This is a genomic window from Methanobrevibacter sp., from assembly GCF_050872065.1.
Taxonomy (GTDB): domain Archaea; phylum Methanobacteriota; class Methanobacteria; order Methanobacteriales; family Methanobacteriaceae; genus Methanocatella.
In genome coordinates this window covers 1-17,528 of record NZ_JBNMGD010000030.1, presented here as the reverse complement: position 1 = coordinate 17,528, position 17,528 = coordinate 1, and the positions used below count along the sequence as shown (strand labels likewise).

General features: G+C 29.7%; 21 protein-coding genes. 8 read left to right on the top strand and 13 right to left on the bottom strand.

Annotated features, from left to right (window positions below):
* Window positions 1–70 precede the first annotated feature (70 nt).
* The gene (locus ACR0P1_RS05500) at window positions 71–601 is read right to left on the bottom strand and encodes a DUF367 family protein (RefSeq protein ID WP_432645406.1); all 531 of its coding nucleotides are present in this window, start codon (window positions 599–601) and stop codon (window positions 71–73) included.
* Window positions 602–603: 2 nt separating this feature from the next.
* The gene (locus tag ACR0P1_RS05495) at window positions 604–1,272 is read right to left on the bottom strand and encodes a hypothetical protein (RefSeq protein WP_432645405.1); all 669 of its coding nucleotides are present in this window, start codon (window positions 1,270–1,272) and stop codon (window positions 604–606) included.
* 101 nt (window positions 1,273–1,373) lie between these two features.
* Here ACR0P1_RS05495 and ACR0P1_RS05490 point away from each other — a divergent pair, with 101 nt between their 5' ends.
* From ACR0P1_RS05490 to ACR0P1_RS05480, 3 genes are read left to right on the top strand one after another with little or no spacing between them, the layout of a single operon-like run.
* On the top strand, window positions 1,374–2,084 hold the full coding sequence (locus ACR0P1_RS05490; protein ID WP_432645404.1) for a hypothetical protein: 711 nt from the start codon (window positions 1,374–1,376) through the stop codon (window positions 2,082–2,084).
* A 9-nt stretch (window positions 2,085–2,093) separates the two neighbouring features.
* The gene (locus ACR0P1_RS05485) at window positions 2,094–2,627 is read left to right on the top strand and encodes a nicotinamide-nucleotide adenylyltransferase (RefSeq protein WP_432645403.1); all 534 of its coding nucleotides are present in this window, start codon (window positions 2,094–2,096) and stop codon (window positions 2,625–2,627) included.
* A 50-nt stretch (window positions 2,628–2,677) separates the two neighbouring features.
* A complete protein-coding gene (locus ACR0P1_RS05480) occupies window positions 2,678–3,115 on the top strand; it encodes a molybdenum cofactor biosynthesis protein MoaE (RefSeq protein ID WP_432645402.1) in 438 nt (145 codons plus the stop codon).
* Between the two features lie 150 nt (window positions 3,116–3,265).
* Here the strand turns inward: ACR0P1_RS05480 and ACR0P1_RS05475 are convergent, their stop codons facing one another.
* Complete coding sequence (locus ACR0P1_RS05475) at window positions 3,266–3,472, bottom strand: TOBE domain-containing protein (RefSeq protein WP_432645401.1); 207 nt, start codon at window positions 3,470–3,472, stop codon at window positions 3,266–3,268.
* A 195-nt stretch (window positions 3,473–3,667) separates the two neighbouring features.
* On the opposite strand from ACR0P1_RS05475, the gene tsaA reads away from it, so the two are divergent.
* Entirely contained in the window at window positions 3,668–4,153 is a 486-nt protein-coding gene (gene tsaA / locus ACR0P1_RS05470; RefSeq protein WP_432645400.1) for a tRNA (N6-threonylcarbamoyladenosine(37)-N6)-methyltransferase TrmO, read from the top strand.
* A gap of 42 nt (window positions 4,154–4,195) precedes the next feature.
* On the opposite strand, the gene rbr is transcribed toward tsaA, so the two are convergent.
* The 3 genes from rbr to ACR0P1_RS05455 form a co-directional block, all read right to left on the bottom strand.
* Complete coding sequence (rbr, locus tag ACR0P1_RS05465) at window positions 4,196–4,735, bottom strand: rubrerythrin (RefSeq protein ID WP_432645399.1); 540 nt, start codon at window positions 4,733–4,735, stop codon at window positions 4,196–4,198.
* Window positions 4,736–4,768: 33 nt separating this feature from the next.
* Entirely contained in the window at window positions 4,769–5,800 is a 1,032-nt protein-coding gene (locus ACR0P1_RS05460; protein ID WP_432645407.1) for a M42 family metallopeptidase, read from the bottom strand.
* A gap of 298 nt (window positions 5,801–6,098) precedes the next feature.
* Complete coding sequence (locus tag ACR0P1_RS05455; RefSeq protein WP_432645398.1) at window positions 6,099–7,385, bottom strand: ATP-binding protein; 1,287 nt, start codon at window positions 7,383–7,385, stop codon at window positions 6,099–6,101.
* 335 nt (window positions 7,386–7,720) lie between these two features.
* On the opposite strand from ACR0P1_RS05455, the gene ACR0P1_RS05450 reads away from it, so the two are divergent.
* Window positions 7,721–8,479 carry a 4Fe-4S binding protein gene (locus ACR0P1_RS05450; protein WP_432645397.1) on the top strand — a complete coding sequence of 253 codons (759 nt, stop codon included), beginning with the start codon at window positions 7,721–7,723 and terminating at the stop codon, window positions 8,477–8,479.
* Here the strand turns inward: ACR0P1_RS05450 and ACR0P1_RS05445 are convergent.
* Window positions 8,474–9,976, bottom strand: a complete 1,503-nt coding sequence (locus ACR0P1_RS05445) for a flagellar protein (RefSeq protein ID WP_432645396.1) — start codon at window positions 9,974–9,976, stop codon at window positions 8,474–8,476. The two genes, ACR0P1_RS05450 and ACR0P1_RS05445, sit on opposite strands and share 6 nt — an antisense overlap.
* A 1-nt stretch (window position 9,977) precedes the next feature.
* On the bottom strand, window positions 9,978–11,012 hold the full coding sequence (locus tag ACR0P1_RS05440; protein WP_432645395.1) for a ribonuclease H-like domain-containing protein: 1,035 nt from the start codon (window positions 11,010–11,012) through the stop codon (window positions 9,978–9,980).
* Between the two features lie 239 nt (window positions 11,013–11,251).
* Here ACR0P1_RS05440 and ACR0P1_RS05435 point away from each other — a divergent pair, with 239 nt between their 5' ends.
* Genes ACR0P1_RS05435 through ACR0P1_RS05425 form a run of 3 tightly spaced genes read left to right on the top strand, consistent with a single transcriptional unit; the run spans window position 11,252 to window position 12,930 of the window.
* The gene (locus ACR0P1_RS05435) at window positions 11,252–11,635 is read left to right on the top strand and encodes a hypothetical protein (RefSeq protein ID WP_432645394.1); all 384 of its coding nucleotides are present in this window, start codon (window positions 11,252–11,254) and stop codon (window positions 11,633–11,635) included.
* A 12-nt stretch (window positions 11,636–11,647) separates the two neighbouring features.
* The gene (locus ACR0P1_RS05430; RefSeq protein WP_432645393.1) at window positions 11,648–12,385 is read left to right on the top strand and encodes a phosphopantothenate/pantothenate synthetase; all 738 of its coding nucleotides are present in this window, start codon (window positions 11,648–11,650) and stop codon (window positions 12,383–12,385) included.
* A gap of 5 nt (window positions 12,386–12,390) precedes the next feature.
* Entirely contained in the window at window positions 12,391–12,930 is a 540-nt protein-coding gene (locus ACR0P1_RS05425) for a nucleoside monophosphate kinase (protein WP_432645392.1), read from the top strand.
* 2 nt (window positions 12,931–12,932) lie between these two features.
* Here the strand turns inward: ACR0P1_RS05425 and ACR0P1_RS05420 are convergent, their stop codons facing one another.
* From ACR0P1_RS05420 to ACR0P1_RS05400, 5 genes are all read right to left on the bottom strand, one after another.
* Window positions 12,933–13,613 (bottom strand): TIGR00289 family protein, encoded by a 681-nt coding sequence (locus tag ACR0P1_RS05420; RefSeq protein WP_432645391.1) that lies wholly within the window; start codon window positions 13,611–13,613, stop codon window positions 12,933–12,935.
* 4 nt (window positions 13,614–13,617) lie between these two features.
* On the bottom strand, window positions 13,618–14,421 hold the full coding sequence (locus ACR0P1_RS05415; protein ID WP_432645390.1) for a hypothetical protein: 804 nt from the start codon (window positions 14,419–14,421) through the stop codon (window positions 13,618–13,620).
* Window positions 14,422–14,492: 71 nt separating this feature from the next.
* Complete coding sequence (locus ACR0P1_RS05410; RefSeq protein ID WP_432645389.1) at window positions 14,493–14,924, bottom strand: class III signal peptide-containing protein; 432 nt, start codon at window positions 14,922–14,924, stop codon at window positions 14,493–14,495.
* Window positions 14,921–15,787 (bottom strand): A24 family peptidase, encoded by an 867-nt coding sequence (locus ACR0P1_RS05405; protein ID WP_432645388.1) that lies wholly within the window; start codon window positions 15,785–15,787, stop codon window positions 14,921–14,923. The genes ACR0P1_RS05410 and ACR0P1_RS05405 overlap by 4 nt, the downstream gene beginning before the upstream one ends.
* 95 nt (window positions 15,788–15,882) lie before the next feature.
* The gene (locus ACR0P1_RS05400; protein WP_432645387.1) at window positions 15,883–17,499 is read right to left on the bottom strand and encodes a CTP synthase; all 1,617 of its coding nucleotides are present in this window, start codon (window positions 17,497–17,499) and stop codon (window positions 15,883–15,885) included.
* Window positions 17,500–17,528 lie beyond the last annotated feature (29 nt).

The window sequence follows — 17,528 nt, the reverse complement described above, 5'->3', positions numbered from 1 at the left end:
AATATGCTTTTATAAAAAATAATATTCCTTAGGTATTTGAAAGAGAGATTAAATAATAACTCTCTTTAAATCAGTCAATATCCTCTTTTTGAGAATTTTCTAAAAATTCATTTTGAACTTCAACAACCTCAGCACTAGTATCCACCTCACTATATGCTTCAAGCAAATCATGGTTTAACTCTAAAAAAGTATGTCCCCATTTAAATCCATCCATCATTTCACGTGCTTCATCTTTAAATCGTGTAATGTAAAGTGTTGCAGCAATAGCTTCAACTGTTGATAATATACATGGTTTTCCATAATTTACAGGATTTGTCGCTATTAAAAAAGGAAGTGATCTATGATATTTTGATAAAGAAAAGAATTTTTTAGATTTAGATACTTCATTCCAAGAACAATCCAAACCTACAACTCCCCTTCTTTGCACATATCTATAATCTTCATATGATACAGCCTTCTCAGCATATGGATTTAAAACTATTGCACCACTTGGAATTTTATTAATATCATAAACCAATCTACATTTACCCATTTTTTCCATTTTTATTGAGGTACATTTCTTCCTGTCACACTCATTTGCATGAAAGACAGTGATTTTCATGATTATTGAGCTCCTTGAAGCGCAGATGTATTTCCTGCTTTATATTGTTGTAATAAATCCATTTGTTGATTAAATTGTCCTTTTGTAAGTCCAAATTCCTCATAAATGTGTGGAACATTCTTACTTTCTTTTAATGTCAAACTTTCAAGTAAAGGTTGAAAATAATCAGTATATGCCTCACCATACATATTACCGGTAGCATTGATTTTAGATTTTCCATCAATAATCATATAAATCAAATAACCTTGTTTTTCACCTTGAGATTCACCAATAATAATATTCATTACATTATTATTGAAAAAATTATTACTTGAATTATTATTTGGAACTGCTTGTGTGAAATAAATATTCCATTCATTACCGTTGAATGTTCTTACTTCAGGATAACCCACACCTTGAATTTGATATAATTCCATTAAAGCTGAAGAATTATCTACAGTAGAAATATTATAAGTTATTTTATTCTCTTTATCTTCATAAGAATGCATGAACTTTTCTTTACCATTTTCAAGACTTACATTACCTACAAAACTACCTTCCATAAAATCCATTTTAAATGGAGTGGTTTCAATATTCTTATCACCAATAAAACCGGTAGCAAATAAAACACCGATAATTGCAATAATCACTACAACTATTGCAAGAATAATAATCACGTTTTTATTTTCCATGAAAAAACTCCTTAATTTAATTATATAAGATATAAGTAAAAAGTCTTTAATATAAGTTTAGTTAGATATCTAATATACTAAAAGCAAAATAAGGTTAAATTATGAATAAAAAAAAGCAATACCAATTATTACTTATTGCTCTAGTAGCTTTAGTAATATTTAATTTAATAATTATCTTTAGTTCAATTATGACTACATTAGATAATGATTATAATATTGCAGAAGTAGGACATAATAGTAATGGTACTGTTTATAAAATTGAAGCAGGAAACATGTCCTCTAATGAGACCGTTGGACTTATTTTAGGAGTTCATCCAAGAGAACATGAAATTCACGAAGCCGTAAATAAGACAATTTATGATATTACATCTGAAGATGGAACTAATAATCTTACTAAGAAATATGTAATATATTATGTTGAAACTAAAGACAATTTAACTTCCCGTGATGATACAAGGCCTGCTGGAGAAGAATTAGCTAATAAGTACATTGTTCCAAATATTGCTAAGGATAATCCATTTATTGTGATAGATGTCCATGAAATAAATCCTGATTATGAATATTCAAATTTCATATTTAGTTTATCTAATAGGACTGAAACAATTGACAATTATATTTCAAAAATTGCTAATGATGTTAATTTAGTTGATTATGAATTTAGTTCTGGAACAAGCCCTGAAAAAGTTACAATACCAATAGCAAAAAAAGGAATTAATACATTACTCATGGAAATTTCAACTACTTATACTTTGATGGAAAAACAAGAAACTGCAGATAATTTAATTAAAAGTTTAGATAGTTTAGAAGCTTAAGTGATTACAATGAATAAAGTTCGCGGAATTTTAATTGGGAGAATGCAACCTGTCCATAACGGACACATGCAAGTTATCGATAGCATTTTAGAAGAAGTGGATGAGATTATAATCGGCATAGGCAGCGCTCAATTGAGCCATAGTATAAAAAATCCATTCACAGCTGGTGAGCGTATTGTTATGATTAATCAAGCATTGGCTGAACGTGGCATTGATCCATCAAGATACTATATCATTCCCATGCAGGACATTAATTTTAATGCTCTTTGGGTTTCTCATGTTAATATGCTGACTCCACCATTTACAAAAGTCTATTCCGGAAATAATTTAGTTAAACAGTTATTCCTAGAAGAAGGATATGAAGTTAAACAACCTCCACTTTATGACAGGTTACAATTATCCGGAACAGAAGTTAGGCGTAGAATGATTGAAAATGAAAACTGGCAAGAATTAGTCCCTAATGCAACCGTTAATCTCATTAAAGAAATTAATGGTGTTGAGAGAATAAAAAATTTATCCTTAAAAGAAATTAATGAAATATAACAGTGTTTATTAATAATAAAAAAACAATATAAAACAATGGAGATGAAATAATGGTTGTAAGAGTTATTGAATCAAAAGAAGACAAAGTTACAACTGCGGATTTAATAGATGAATTGAAAAAAAACAGTAAAGTTGATTACTGTGGAGCTATTTTTAGTTTTGAAGGTTTTGTAAGGGGAAAAGAAGAAAATATGAATTTACAGAAGTTAATTTTAACTACACCCGATAAAGAAAAAACCAAAGCTGAAATTGAAAAAATCGTTGAAAATGCTAAAATCAAATACAATGTTGCTGAAATATCTGTTGTACACTACATTGGTGAATTCTACACAGGTGACTTATTATTTTTGGTTGCTGTTCTAGGCTATCATAGAGATGAAAGTTATGAAGCCCTAAAAGAAGTAATCGAAACAGTGAAATTTGATGTTGAGTTTAAAAAAGAAGAAATTTCTGACGAAGGGACAAAAGTTATTCTCGCAGGAGGTTAAACTTGTCCTCACTACTTTTTATTTTAAGATTAATACTCTTGTTTTTAATAATTTATGCAATAATTAAAAACTTAAAAACATTATTAAAAGCAGGCGTGATTATTTTTATAATTTTAATATTAATAGGATTAATGGGATATTAATCCTAACTTATTTTCCAATAATAACTTCGGTAGATTTGATAATAGCAGTTACATCATCGCCTTCAGTTAAACCTAATTTTTCTGCAGATTCCCTAGTAATTACAGCAGTAATAGTATTAGGCTCACTTACCTCAATTTTAATATTAGCCATAACAGCACCTAAATCTACATCAGCCACTTTACCTTTTAATTGATTTCTTGCACTTAATTGCATATTAATAATCTCCTTAAATTAAATACGAAAGATAATTCATATCATCTTATTATTCAGTAAATATTTAATATAAAATTATATATAAATCTTTTATTTTAACATAATAAGCATTTTAAATACGATTACCGAAAATTATTCATATCGTAAATTAATAAAAAGAAAACATTTTAAGATATAAAGTTGAATATAATAACTATGAACATCGAATTAGAATCAATTGGTACAATCCACACAGAATTCAAAGAAATTGAAGGAATGCCAATTCAACCTACTGGAGCAAAAGGAATAAAAGGAACAATTGAGATTAAAAACAAATTTATTGAAGGCTTAAAAGATTTAAACGAATTCTCACACATCCATCTAATTTATTTACTTCACAAAGTTGAAGGATATAAACTTGAAGTCAAACCATTTATGGATACAAAGACTCATGGAGTATTTGCAACAAGATCTCCAAAAAGACCAAACCGCATCGGAATGAGCATCGTTAAATTAGACAAAGTCGAAGGAAATAAAATATATATTGAAAATATAGATGTCCTTGATGGTACTCCACTTATAGATATTAAACCATATGTCCCTCAATTATACGAAGACACAATTGACGAGCTAAAAATAGGCTGGTTTGAATCAAAGCACCAAAAAGCAAAATCACAAAAATCAGATGACCGATTTAAATAACCAGAATTATAAAAAAAGTAAAAAAAGAGAAAATAAATTCTCTTAGTAGTTTTGAGCTCTAATTTCGAAATAAGATTTTGGATGTGCACATGCAGGGCATTCTTCAGGAGCTTCAGCACCTTTATGAATGTATCCGCAGTTTCCACATTTCCATTCTATTTCTTCATCTTTAACAAAGACAGAATCATCTTTAATATTGTTTAATAATTTTTGGTATCTGCCTTCATGTTCTTTTTCAATTTTTCCAACACACTCAAGCCTATCTGCAATTTCATCAAAACCTTCTTCTCTTGCAACTTCAGCAAACTCAAGATACATTTCAGACCATTCATGGTGTTCACCATCAATTGCATCTTGTAAGTTTTCAGGAGTGGAAGGTACTCCGTCATGCAAATATTTAAACCATAATTTAGCATGTTCTTTTTCATTTCTTGCAGTTTCTTCAAAGATTTCTTTTATCTGTACATATCCGTCTTTTTTAGCCTGACTAGCATAGTACTGATACTTTGTGTGTGCTTGGGATTCACCAGCAAATGCAAATTTTAAATTTTCTTCAGTTCTTGTGCCTTTTAAATTAACCATAATTTCACCTTTATCTTTAAAATGAATAAATTATTATAATTTGTTAATAGCTTCAGTAATCAATTCAATGGTTGCTTCAACATCATCCATACTACATACACTTACAGGAGTGTGTATATAACGAGTAGGAACAGATAAAACACCAGTTGGAATTCCTTCACGAGTTAAGTGAATTGCAGTTCCATCAGTAGTTCCACCATCACTTACTTCTAATTGATATGGAATTTCATTTTCATCTCCAGCATTGATAAGCAAGTCTTTTACTGATTGCTGGGTTAAAATACCTCTTCCACTTGCATCTGCTAAAATAATGGCTGGACCTTTACCCATTACTACAGGTGCTTCTTCCGGTTTGATTCCAGGATGATCACCAGATAATGTTACATCAAGTGCAATAGCAAGATCTGGATTTAGTTTAAATGCAGAAGTTTTAGCTCCTTTAAGTCCTACTTCTTCTTGAACAGTACCTACACCATAAACGGTAGCTCTTGTATTTACCCTTTTTAAAACTTCCATCATTACATAACAACCTACACGATTGTCTAATGCTTTACCCATAATTAAATTGTTTGGATATTCAACAAATAAGGAATTGAAGGTCATTTTATCCCCAATTCTAACCATTTTTTCTGCTTCTTCCTTATCTTTTGCACCAATATCAACAAACATGTCACTAGCTTTAACAACTTTGTTTCTTTCTTCAGCAGTTGTTACATGAGGTGGTTTTGATCCAATAACCCCTACAATTGGTTCTCCAACGGAAGAATGAACAGTTACAGTTTGGTTCATTAACATTTGATCATTAATTCCACCAATATTTGAGAATTTGATAAAACCATTATCATCAATGTATCTTACCATCAATCCAATTTCATCCATGTGAGATGCAAGCATTACAGTAGGAGCTTTCTTTTCACCTTTTTTAGTTGCAATAATGTTTCCCATACTGTCAGTTTCAATTTTATCAGCTACATCTTTTAATTCACGTGTAATAATTTCAGCTATTTTTTCTTCTGAACCAGATACACCTGGTGTTAAGGATAGCTCTTTCATTAATTCCATTATATCACCAAAATAAATTTATAATTTAATAATATTAATTAATTTCTATTTACTATTTAAATATTAATAAGACTCTTCTAAAAATCTATTTTGATTCTAAAATATCTTAGCGATTAATAGTTTTATTTTTTTATATAATTTTATTTGGTAAACACCCTAAACTCCATGAAATATATTATTTCCTGAAAATACTAAATATTCCATCATATTTAACCATATATACTTTAAATAAATCCTACAATTACTTTAATAACAATTATTACTCCAAATAATTAAAACTACTACATTATAATCTAAATAGCTATCTCAAACATCCGATTGGAATAACTTTCACTCCATCAGCCCTAGTGTATGCCATATTGCCTCCGGTAATTACCGCTAGAAAACTTGGCTCTTCCAAATCAATCTTTTTGTTTTCAACACTTTTTTTAATCAATTCCCTTAACTTAAGCAAATTTTCCGCTCCTTTATCTATTTCACGATTACCTAACTTAAATTCTATTAATGCATATCTTCCATCATTTAAATATATTACACAATCCGCTTCAAGACCACCATCATCATTGTAATATAACACTTCACCATTGACTGAGCTTGAATAAACGAGCAAATCACGTATGCATAAATTTTCAAATATGAATCCAAATGTTTCAAAGTCCTTCAACAATTTTTCAGGTGTTAAATTAAGACTTGCCACAGCTATTGATGGGTCAATAAATTCTTTTTTATAAGATTTTCTGATGGTATTTGCTGATCTGATGTTTGGTGACCATGCAGGAATATCTTGAATGACATATAACCTTTCAAGAGCATCAATATAAGAATTATAAGTAGGTAATGAAATATCCTCATATTCTGTTTTTATATCTTTCATAAGTGTTTTTTTAGTTGCTAATGTTGATATGTTTCTAGCATAGGATTTTAGAATTGCTTTTACTCTTTGAGGACTGCGTTTAACCCCATCTACCTCTGAAACATCACTATTACATATTATATCAATATAATTTGATACAATTGCTAATTGCTGTTTTTTATTTTTTTTGTTTAGTGATTCAGGCCATCCTCCTCTGCAAGCAGCAAATATCAAATCAGAGATTGTTAATTTTGATGTTACTCCATCAATATTTAAATTATCATCATTAAATAAGTCCATTAATGAAATTTCTCCTGTGGATTCTCCACTTTCATATAAACTCATTGGATGCATTACAATTCTTTTTATTCTGCCTGCTCCTGAGTGCACTATTTTACTTTCATCAACTATTGTCGATCCGGTTAAAATAAATAGCCCATCTTCATCTGATTCATCAACCAGATATCTTACAGCACCCCATAACTCCGGTGCCATTTGCCACTCATCAATCAGCATTGGTTTTTCACCATTAAGAAGTTCTATAGGATTGGTGTCTGCAAGTTTTAAATAAGATTTTCCATAAACTGGATGCTGTAGCTCCTTTAGGCTTTTACATTGTTGTTTAGCAGTGGTAGTCTTACCACACCATTTAGGACCAGTAATTAGAATAGCACCCATATATTCTAGAGATTCTTTTAGTTCCTGATCAGTATATCTTGGTAAATATTTTTTCATCTTAATCCCTTTTTTATTATTTTCAGCAGTTTTATTTTATACTTTTCAGGTTATAAATTTTATCTTTTTCATCAAATTTATTTTATACTTTTCATTGAATTTATTTTATCTTTTTCACCAGTTTTATTTTATACTTTTCATCTAATACCTCCCTTAAAATTTTTTAATATTCACCATATCACAGAAATAATTTAAATTAAAAAGCATTGTTCAATTAAAAAAAGTCCAATCATGTTCTAAAAAAGTCCTTTTGATGGATTGTTAACAAAAATATAATAAATGATAGTCAACAATGATTATAATATAACTTAAATTATCTAAGAGTAGGTGAAAATATGAAAAAAGTGACAAGAATATTTTTCAGTCCTTCTGGAACAACTAAAAAAGTAGTGGATAAAATAGCAGGCAGTTTTAAGTATGAAAAAGAAGTCTGTGATTTGCTACACTTTAACGCAGATAAAGAATTTACAGAAAATGACATTGTTATTGTTGGAATGCCTGTTTTTGCTGGAAGAATTCCAAAAACTGCTCGTGACAGATTATCCAAATTAACTGGAGACAACACAAAAGCAATAGCTGTTGCAAACTATGGAAATGCTAAAGTAGGCGACGCATTACTTGAAATAGTGGATATCCTTAAAGAAAATAACTTTGATGTCATAGGAGCTATCTCTGCAGTTAGCCACCATTCCATTTTTGATGGTGTCGCTGTAGGAAGACCGGATAATGCTGATTTAGAAAAACTCAGTGAATTTGGAGAAAAATGTGTGGAAAAAATAGAGTCTGGTGAATCCTTACAGGCAGAAATTCCTGGAAACAAACCGTATGTTGACTACAATCAACTACCATTTACCATAAGCTGTGATTTAGACAAATGTGTATTCTGTTATGACTGTGTTACAGTTTGTCCTGAAAAAGCAATTCCTGATGAAGATCCTGCAGATATTGACCTTGACATATGTTCCAGATGTACTGCATGTATCCACATTTGTCAAGAAAATGCAAGAAGCTTTAGCGGTGAAGCATTCGAAGCCAAAAAACCTATTTTCGAAAGTGCAAACAGTGAAAGAAAAGAAGTTGAATATTACTTATAATTTCAATTTCTTTTTAGCAACATTTCTTACATATTCATTTTCATCACTATTTGAAACTTCCTTTAGGACTTTTCTGCTTAGCACTTTCTTAACGGCCGCTTCACGAATTCTCCAGGAAGCATCATTTCTAGCAACATCACCTAAATATTTCTGATTTTTTATTAAGGAAATTGCTCTGATGGATATATTTTCTGAAATGCCTTGTTCATAGATTTTAATTAAACATTTTTCAACTTTAATCTTGTTTAAAGCCTTAAGAGAAAATTCTTCATCCTCATTTGCAAGAACAATTCTAATTAATGTTTCTAAATCACTAATATTATCTAATGTCCCTTTTCTAATTGAATCAATTTTGGCATTTTTCAATATATCGATGAAATCCTTTTCATCGTTAATATGATTTAATGCCTCTTTTGCTACATCTTCATGTGTTGAATTAATAGCCAAGTATTTGAAATCCTTTTCATCAGTTAAAGCAGGATTTGAAATTGCATGATTTCTTACAAATTGATCACTATCTTCTAAAGCTATCTTGATTAATTCCTGAGGATTAGTTATATTTTTTACTGCAATTTGGCGAACAAATCTGTCCTGTTCTGTATCAATTACTTCAAATAATGTTTTTTCATCAGTTATTTTTTTAACGGCTTCGCTTCTGACTATTTTATCACTGTCATTAAGTGCAATTTTAGCCAAAATATCCTCATCATTTATTTCATTAATAAGGTCAAGTTTAACATCTGCCTTTTTTGAATCCAAGACCAGATTCTTTAAAATTTCCGGGTTTTTAATTTTATCAAAAATTAATGAGCGAACCTTTGCATTATCTTCATTTTGAGCTATTGATGCAAGTAAATCTTCATTCTTAATTTTACTAATCGCAGCCTTTTTTACTCCTTCATCCTTATCTTCCATAGCTACTTTTTTAAGGACATCTTCATCTACAAAGGAATCTTTTAGAATAGCTGCCTTTTTAATAGAATTGTCTTTGGATTTAAAAACCAAATCATATAATACTTCAGCATCATCAATTTTATTTAAAGCACGTGTTCTGTATCTTTTGTCAATTGCTTCAATTGCGATCCATTTAAGGGTTTGCTCATCAACAACCTTGTCAAACAGTCCATCCACACGGGAACTTTTCTTGGTATTAATTACCATTTCAGCTATGGATTTGTTATTTTCACCCAGCCTTTCCCATGCAAAGCTTCTAACATCAAAAAACTGTGAATTTAAAGCAGCATCCATTAACAAGTCTTCATCTTTCAATTTGTTTGCAGCTATTAATCTAATAGCTCTATCCTTAACAGTTTTCGCCATATTCAGTGCAACAAACTCATTTGAAATTTTATCTGCCGCTTGTGCCCTTTCAAGCCTGTCTTTATGATTAATAGCTATTTCCTTTAAACGTAATTCCTCTTCATCAATATCCAAATCATCTGGAACTACTTTCTTCTCTTTTTTATCCGTCTTTTTAAATCTATCAAATAATCCCATACTAATTTACATCCCCATACATTTTTTCAAGAAAGCTTGCAAGTGAAATAATATCCTGACAGTTATGCTCAATTATCGGCACAACAGGACCTATGTTCTCTTCAGACAAATAAGTATCATAATATCCCGGAATATATTGTCCTGGAACATCTTCATGACGATTTATTCCAAACATCTCCCGTTCAATAGTTTGAAGCTGACAATTCGGAAGTGAATCTTTCCATAAATTCTTTGCAAAATACATTAAATCCAGGTGAGGCAAATCCAAATCATGATCAATCCTATTGTAAACACATCTATTTTTTATAAACGGAACATCGAAACTTTTTCCATTAAATGTAACGTGAACAGAATTTTCATCCAAATGACTGAGATATGCTTCAATAATACTGGGTTCCTCAACATAATCCCTTAAGAAATATTGTGAAGCAACTATTTTATCGTTTTTAATTTCAGCAACACCTATTAAAATTATCGGAACATTTGAAAGCCCCTTAGTTTCAATATCCATAAATTTAAAATTTTCAACATCAGTTAGGCTTATGCATTTAAGCAGATTATCCCTACACTTTTTGGAATACCTATTACTATCCAATAAATCCATTATTTCATGAAAAGACATGTCCTCAATCCTATTTAAAAATTTTGATGCAGCATCACAATATCTATCATGATTTTTAAGTGATTCTATTGTCGTGTAACCTCTATTTTTAAGGTTTTCTTCAGTTTTAAGACCTATTTTTGGAAGTAATTTAAGGTTATGGTTAATTTGATCTTTAAAGTTGTTATCCTTAATATCAAAATCAATTTTCTCTTTTGTAGTGATTTTCAATGCATCTCCAAAGGAGGTTTTGCAAATATTGCAGTTCATCACATCTTTTAATGATTTGTCTACATATTGCATTAGTAATTTTTCTTTTAAATCTTTAAAGTAATGATTAGATAACTTCTTTTCCTTTTGCTTTGAATCTGATGAATCATTTAATCCCAGTAATGCATTTTTCAAATATTTCTCATGTTCACTATAACCATTCATCTAAATAAGATATATTAAGCATATAGTATATATTTTTTTAATAAATTATAATTGATTTTTTATAAAATACAATTACTTATTGAATGGTCAAAACAAGTTAATTTCTTTTAACTACCACTCCAAAAAACTTACTTTCTTAAGCACAATTCCAACTATAAATTACAACCTAACAGCAACTTAGAAAAATTTATATTATTTTTAAATCAGAAATATAAACAGTTATTTTAAAAGGTTTTACTATGAAAATTAAATTAGCAATAATATTTGGAGTGATAATATGGTTTTTAACATTTATACTTTCATCAATATTCAACCCTATTTTTACAACAAACATTCATAGTGCTAACATAGTAGTACCTATCATTACAATAATTATAACTGGATTTTTTGGAATATTATACATTAGAGCTATTGATGATAATGAAATTTTTGAAGGTTTCTTAGCAGGGATAATCTTTGTCATAATAGACATAATTTTTGATTATATATTTTTCATATTCCCTCACAAGGAAATTTATATCATTGGATCTTATCCAATGCACCTTTTTTCAATAATAATACTCACTTTATTAATTACAACATTTTTAGGATATTTAGCTCAAATGACTATTGATTTAAAATAAGGAGATTAAAATATGATACCAAAATCACACCCACGATATGAATCATTGCTTTTAAGAGAAAAAATGGTTAACGCTTCCAAAGAAGGGTATTTAGCAGACTCAGCTTTAATTGCCCATGGCAGAGGCGAAAGTTTTGATTATTTAATTGGTGAGAAAACAACATATCCTGCAAAAAGAGCAATGTATGTTGCCGTTGCAGCATTACTAATATCAAACAATCCTGTGATTTCAGTTAATGGAAACGCAACAGCATTAGCTATCGATGAAATAATTGAATTTGCGAATATGATTAATGCTAAAATTGAAATTAATTTATTTTATAGAACCGACGAAAGAGTTAAAATAATTACACAATTATACAAAGATCACGGATATGCAGACATACTTGGCGGCCTTGATGATGATATTGAATACATCAACGATATAGAAAATAATAGATCTAGTGCTAGTAAAAGTGGAATTTACACAGCAGATACAATATTAATCCCTCTTGAAGATGGAGACAGAGCAGAAATATTGAAAAAAGGAGGTAAAAACATCATCACCATTGATTTAAACCCACTTTCCAGGACATCTAAAATGTCCGATGTTTCTATTATGGACAATATTGTTCGTGCAATACCATTTATGACAAAAATCGCTGCTGATTTAAAAACCCAAGATAAAAAAGTACTGGTTGGACTTATTGAAGACTTTGACAATGAGGAAAATCTAAAAGAGTCATTAGAACAAATTAGAATAAAAGAGTGAAAATAATGCAAATAATGGGAATATCCGGATTGCCTGGTTCTGGAAAAAGTTTAGTTTCTGAAATTGCAATAGAAAGAGGAGCAATTATTGTAAGTATGGGTGATATCATACGTGAAGAAGCTAAAAAAAGAGGAGAAAGTAGTAAAGAAACTGCTCAAAATTTAAGAGAGGAATTTGGACAATATATTGTCTCAGAGTTAACTATTAAAAAAATCAAAAAACTTCAAGAAGAAAACCATGAGAGTAAAATTATTGTTGAAGGTATTAGAAGCCCTCATGAAGTTGATATGTTTAAAGAAAACTTCGAAGAATTTATTATTTTATCAATTTTCGCCAATCCAACTCTAAGATTTGAAAGATTAAAAAACAGAATGAGAGAAGATGATTCCACTGATTATGCTGAATTTAAAGCAAGAGATCAAATGGAATTAGATTTTGGAATTGGAGATGTAATATCCCTTTCAGATAAAATAATCATTAATGAAACAGATTTAACCAGTTATACTAATAACATAAATAAGTTTTTAGATGAAATAGAATTTTAAATTCATTTTTCCTCTAAAACTGCTTTTTCTATAATATAAACACCACTATCATGATGCCATTCTTTTTTATCCTTTAATATTTTGATTCTTTTTTTAAAAATAGGACCATCAATAACTAATGTTTCGGCTTCGCCACCTTCAAAAGCTAAATCAACATAATATTTATCATGAATTTTCACTAATTCATCAATGGCATCATCATCAATGACTCTTCCAAGCCATGATTCATCTAATCCCCAAGCTGCAACTCCACAGATTACAATCTTAAAACCTAAAGCTACTATTTTTCTCATATACTCTAATTCATCAACATGCCAATAAGGAGAGACAGCTACAAGCCCAACTTCATCACATAATTTTTCAATTCTTGATTTTTGATATTGTGAATAAAGTGCACCAGTATATATAGCTTCAACACCTAAACTTTTAAGATTTTCAAAAGCATGATGTAAATCTTCAAGTTCCTCTTCCTTAATTCCATCAGTTTCAACTGACATTATAGGAATATCAAATGCTTCTGAGAGTAAATCTGTTAGATGTATATTGGGAACATGAAACATGTATGACTCCTCATTTCGAGATTTCATGGAAAGAAGATATTTAACATCTTCTTTCGCTTCTAAGGCATAATATAATGCCATAGTACTATCTTTTCCACCTGAAAACAATACTGCAACATTCATAAAATTACCGTTTACGTTTTTCTCTTAGGAATTTCTTAATTTTCCTAAATATTGGAACAATAGAATCAATATAAATTCCCATAAATGCTACAATAACACCAATACCTCCACAAACCAATGTAAACTCTGTATTAGTCAACATTGAAGAGTTTGTATTGTTTATACTATCCTGGATATGTCCTTCTATTTTTGAAGCAACAATACCCTTATGAAGTAAAACTTGCTCAAATTCCTCAAGAGATGATGAATCAACAACTAAAACTGCATGAACCTGTGCATAAGATATAGTATCATCATAAACCAATTTATACCAATCTGAAAAAGACTTCAAAGCCTGAGTAGAAGTATAATTATCTGCAAGGGTGATTTGAATATTAGATTCGCCTATTGTGTAATTTTTATAATTTGAATCAATATTTCCAACTATTCCTTCAAAATAATTACGCTCTTTCTCGTTAAATGACCACATTGGAATATCAATCGACTTTTCATCAAATGATTTAAAACCATGAGTTGAGGATAATTCATTTTTTAACTCCTCAATATTAAGTGAAGATGACAAATCCAAATATAATGTTTCTTCATTATTCGGCATTGTTCTTTCAAAAGCATTTACAACATTCGGCAACTCATCATAAATCGGATCGAGGAAAAATGCCCCACCAATTGAACCAATTAAAAAAGCTACAATGAGTACTAATATTACCTCTTTCTTAGGCATGTATGTTCTTAACATTCCAATTGAAAAAACAAATACCATCATTACTATAAACAAAACGAGGTAAATAATTGTAGTTATTATATCCATAAATTCACCTATTCAATTATTATAATTATATATTTAAGTGAGATAGTTAAAATAATTTTGTATAAAACTAATCATATTGTATAAATCAGCATATTCTTCGAATTCATTGGCCAATCTACAACGATTATATTCTCCCTATCATCTAGAGAAATCGATGTTTTTTGAATGTTTGATGTTACATAATTTTTTATATCCTTTTTTGAATTGGATTTAAGTTTGAAGCTAGTCGAAATATAACTGTCCTCAATATTTATTTTAATCCTGTTTTTACTTTCAATTTTAATTGTTTGCTTTGATCCTTGGCCCTCACCATATACCTGTCTAATTGCATTGGATATTTTTGATAAATCTGATTTGACATTTAAAGAGTCAGATATATCCAAAGTATCCTTAATCGAATTTTCCGCAAGAGGTAACGTGAAAACAATTAGAATAATTAGAGATATTGTGAATATCATCATATATTCCAATGAAATTTGACCTCCATTTTCTTTAATCATCATATCACCAAAAATACGTTTTTTATAAGCAACAACATCATATCCCCGTAGATTACTGCGATTAACAATCCAAATAATATTGCAGGAGTAAATGGAAATGACAATTTAATAGATATATTATCAGATATTATATCTTGCGAGTTCATAATCTTGAGTTGCCATACTTCATTACTTGTTATCCCACCTGCACTTTGCGACTTAAAATAATACTTAAAATCCTCACAATCTGATTTGTATATCTCCAGATTACCATCTATTCCTCTTAAAAGTTCAATTATATACTCATTATTGAAATAATAATCATTAACAATCATTCCTTCTTTAAGGTCTTTAATTGGAATCAATCTATTCAATGTTGAATTTTTTATATATTTTATGCTACCTATATTGAAAACATTAACTAAAAAATCAATATTGTCATCAAATATCTTATCTTTAAATATCAAATAAGCGACAAATACAACCAAAAATGGAAATGAAACTAAAATGCTATTAATTACAACACTAAATGAAAATGGATACACGGATAATTGTGGAAAAATATTCAAAAAATTAATATTAAGACCAGATGGTATTACTGTGGCAATAGCTGTAAATAATTTTACATCACCACCACCCCAAACATTTAATTTCCACAACATGTAAGTTACAATATAAGTAATCAACATTGAAATAAATGAAGCTAGAATGTATTTAACATTATTTGAAATAATCGATAAAATTAGATTTGAAAACAATCCAAAAAATATCAAAGAATAATTCAATTTATTCGGAACAATATTACTTTTTATATCATAAAATGCAGCCATTATAGAAAATAAAACAGTTATAATTATTTGAATTAAAAATATGGTCTCCACAATCATAATTATATTATTTAACCCTAAATAATATTAATTAGATAGAAAATAGACATGTAAAATTGACTTTAAAATATAAAATAAAAGAAAAAAAGAAAAAGCTAATTTTTAGAATATTCATAAACAGCTTCTAAAAATGCTTTAAATAAAGGATGAGGTTTATTTAATCTTGATTTAAATTCCGGATGGAATTGACAACCAACAGCCCATGGATGATTTGGCAATTCGACAATTTCTACTAAAAAATCATCAGGACTTGTTCCGGAAATAATTAAACCTTTTTCCTGTAAATCCTTTCTATAATCATTATTGAATTCATACCTGTGCCTGTGACGTTCCTCAATATAATCTTCACCATAAGCTTCATGAGTTTTAGTGCCCTCAATGATTTTGCAGTCATAAGATCCTAAACGCATGGTTCCACCCATGTTTTTAATTTTCTTTTGCTCCTCCATCATATCAATAACAGGGAATTCCAAATTGTCATCAAACTCAGAACTATTTGCACCAGGATAACCATTTCTTCTTGCAAATTGAGTTACCATAGATTGCATTCCAAGACAAATTCCGAATAAAGGCACATTATTTTCAATTGCATATTCAATTGCATCTAATTTGCCTTCAAAACCACGTTCTCCAAATCCTCCGGGAATCAAAATACCTTGCAATTCAGCCATAGCATCTAAATCTAATTTTTCAACATCAGAACTTAAAAATTTGATTTTAGCCTTAACACCAATACTTGCTGCTGCATGAATTAATGCTTCTCTAATACTAATGTAAGAATCTTCAAGCTCCACATATTTACCTACAATACCAATGTTAACTACAGGTTCCTTGATTTTTAAGGATTTAACAATTTCTCTCCATTCATTTAATTTGGAGGAATCGGGTTCAATATCTAATCCTATCCTATTAACAATGAATTCACCAATATTATTTTCCTCTAAAACCAAAGGAACTTCATAAATTGTATCTGCATCAGGAGTGTTTACAACAGCTTCAATATCAACATCACAGAAATGAGCAATTTTTCCTCTTAAGCCATTATCGATTGGTTCTTGTGATCTGCATACTATAACATCAGGATTAATACCAACGCTTCTTAGTTCTTTTGTGGAGTGTTGAGTTGGTTTTGTTTTGAATTCTCCAGCTGCATTTAGGTAGGGAATAAATGTAACATGGACAAACATAACATTTTCACGACCTTCTTCATTTCTAAGTTGCCTTAATGCTTCAAGGAAAGGTTGACTTTCAATATCCCCAACAGTACCTCCAAGTTCAACTAAAACAACATCATAATCAGCACTTTCAGAGTTTTCCCTAATCATTTCTTTAATACGATTAGTAATATGTGGAATAACTTGCACACATTCACCCAAGTATCCACCTGCTCTTTCCTTAGCAATGACAGATTCATAAACTTTACCAGTAGTAATATTTGCCATTCCTTTAAGTTCAACATCTAAAAATCTTTCGTAGTGACCAAGGTCCAAATCAGTTTCCATACCATCACTAGTCACAAATACTTCACCGTGTTGATATGGATTGAGTGTTCCAGAATCCCAATTCAAATAAGGATCTATTTTAATAGCTGAAACATTTAAACCATAAGATCTTAAAATTCTCCCCATAGATGCAGATGTAATACCCTTACCTATGGAACTAACTACCCCACCAGTTATAATAATGTACTTTGTCAGAAAAATCCTCTCCATAAATAAAACTTATAATATAACATTAGTTT